Raw genomic sequence first — 2,281 nt, forward strand, 5'->3', positions numbered from 1 at the left:
GCGACGACGGACCTGCTCGGTGGCTCGCCGCTCCCGTTCCAGCGCGGCGCCGGGCTCGACCTCGAGGCTATAAGCCCGGCGTGGTCTGGCCTCGAGGGCGCGCACGGCGAGTGGGAAGTTCCCGTTGTGGTCCGCCGCTTCGCCGACGGCGCCGTCACCAACGAGCCCGGCGACACGTTTGGCTTCCGGCTCGTCGAGGGCGAGCGCCCGGTCTCGGCCACAGCGACGGTCGTCCTCGAGGTCGAGAGGGGGCACCTGGGCGGCACGTTCGTCGAGACGCCGGGCCGGATCGGCCCGTGGCAGGCGTCGAACGGCGACCTCTATTTCATCATAGAGCCGACTGAGTCAGACAACGTCCTGATGGTCGTCACGTCGTCCGACGGCGGGGCGACGTGGCGCGAGGTCGACGGTGCGAACCGGCCCACAGCCGACGACCTCGAGGGCGTCGGGGCCGACCTCGAGGGCGGGACGCTCCACGTTTTGCACCAGACCTCGGACCACGTCTGGCGCCACGTTTTCCGGACGTCGGACCACCCGACGGCGCCGGACACGTGGGGCATCACAGACGAGTCGGTCGCGGCGCCGGGCAACCCGCCGACCCAAGTGGCGTCGCTCGTCGCGCGGCCGGACGGGAGCCTGGTCGCGGCGTACGGCGGGCTCGAGACGATCCTCGTCAAGGTCCGTTCGGCCGACGGCACCTGGGGGCCCGAGATCGCCGTCGACCCCGGCGGGCCGATCGAGTCCGGGCCCCACCTCGCCCTCGGGGACGGCCTCGAGGTCCACCTCGCCTACACCGACGGCGCCGGATCGGCGTGGTACCGCCGCGTCCGCGCCGGTGGCTCGCTGTCGCCGCGTGTTCGACTCTCGACCGGATTGGGCACGGCCGAGCACGACGTCGGGGCTGTCGCTCCGCTGGCCGTCCTCGAGGACGGCACTGTCGTGGTCGTCTACCGGCTGGCCGACGGCGGGCTGTGGGAGCGGCGCCTCGAGGGCGACGCGGTCTCGGAGCCGGTCCGCATCACGGACCGGACCGTCGTCCAGAACGCCGTCGACTCGGAGCAGGTCGGCGCCGATGTCGTCGCCGTCGGAGACGCGGTCCACGTCCTGTTCATCGAGGACGAGACCGGCCATCTCTACCACGCCGTCTCCCGCGACCGGGAGTCGTGGACCACCCGCCTCGTCGCCGACGACGTGCGAGCGCAGTGGGTTCGAGGGCGAGTCCTCGTGCGACCGGACGGGACGAGCACCTACGGAGTCGTCCTCGACGCGGGGTCGGATGGAGGCGCGGGGATGAACCGCTACCTCGAGGTCGGGCTGGGGGACTGAGGGCGACTGTGGATAGCACACAAACAGAGAACGCCGGCCCCCGAGGGAGCCGGCGTCCTGCCGTGTACCGCGTACGGGATTCGAACCCGTGTTACCGCCGTGAGAGGGCAGCGTCCTAGGCCTCTAGACGAACGCGGCATCGTGGAGGCGCCCGGCGTCCGGCCGGGCAGGACAACGAAGGTAGGGAAGCCCGGCCCCAAGATCGAGGGCCTAGGCGTCAACCAACGTCATTTTCACGTGCTCCAACCCGTCCTCGAGGAAGACGTCGCCCTCGGCCTGGAAGCCGAACGCTCGGTAGAGGCCTGCGACGTAGGTCTGCGCGTGCAGCACGAACCGCGAGCGTCCGGCCGCGCGAGCGTCCCCAAGAGCGCGCCCGACCAGTGCCCGTCCGATCCCTGCGCCCCGGCCCTCCGGTACGACCGCGAACCGCTCCAGCTTGGCCCACGTCTCGTCCTCGAGGACGACGGCCCGCCACCGCGCCACCCCGACCGGCTCGCCCTCGAGGGTTGCCAGGAGGTGGTGGACGGCGTCGCCGCGGAGCGCCGGGGCGTCCCACCCGTCCCACTCGTCGGCGTCGGGGACGTCCTGCTCGAGGACGAACACGCGGCGGCGGATGGCCTGGACGTGAGCCCAGTCAGCGTCGGAGACGGCGAGGCGGATCTCGGCCGGCATCGTCAGAGCGTGCTGGTCAAGAACGACGCGACGCGGGACTGAGCCGCGGGTTGCTCGATCAGGCCGTCGTGCGTGGCGCCCTCGATGATCTCCACGACACCCTGCCCACCCGTTTCGATCAAGCCCCGACGCAGCGCCCCGGCCTGGTCCTCGCCCACGACCTGGTCGTCGTCGGCGTGGAGGCCCAGGACGGGCGGGAGGCGGAGGCGCAGCCTCGAGGGCGAGAGCGCCAAGAGCCCGCGGCGCGCGTCCTCGAGGGGGAGCCCAGCGCGGACCTCGAGGG

Annotated in this window: 2 protein-coding genes, 1 tRNA gene and 1 pseudogene; 1 reads left to right on the forward strand and 3 read right to left on the reverse strand. The window is 72.2% G+C overall.

What is annotated here, in order from left to right:
- Positions 1–1,326, forward strand: a 1,326-nt coding sequence (locus WBA11_RS11735; protein WP_424520871.1) for a sialidase family protein, incomplete at its 5' end; no start/stop codon positions are given.
- Between the two features lie 65 nt (positions 1,327–1,391).
- On the opposite strand, the gene WBA11_RS11740 is transcribed toward WBA11_RS11735, so the two are convergent.
- The 3 genes and pseudogenes from WBA11_RS11740 to WBA11_RS11750 form a co-directional block, all read right to left on the reverse strand.
- Positions 1,392–1,464, reverse strand: a tRNA-Glu gene (locus WBA11_RS11740).
- 72 nt (positions 1,465–1,536) lie between these two features.
- A complete protein-coding gene (locus WBA11_RS11745) occupies positions 1,537–1,998 on the reverse strand; it encodes a GNAT family N-acetyltransferase (protein WP_424520872.1) in 462 nt (153 codons plus the stop codon).
- 2 nt (positions 1,999–2,000) lie between these two features.
- Positions 2,001–2,281, reverse strand: a pseudogene (locus tag WBA11_RS11750) (hypothetical protein); the annotation flags it as partial.

The organism is Rubrivirga sp. (assembly GCF_049648075.1).
Lineage (GTDB): Bacteria > Bacteroidota > Rhodothermia > Rhodothermales > Rubricoccaceae > Rubrivirga.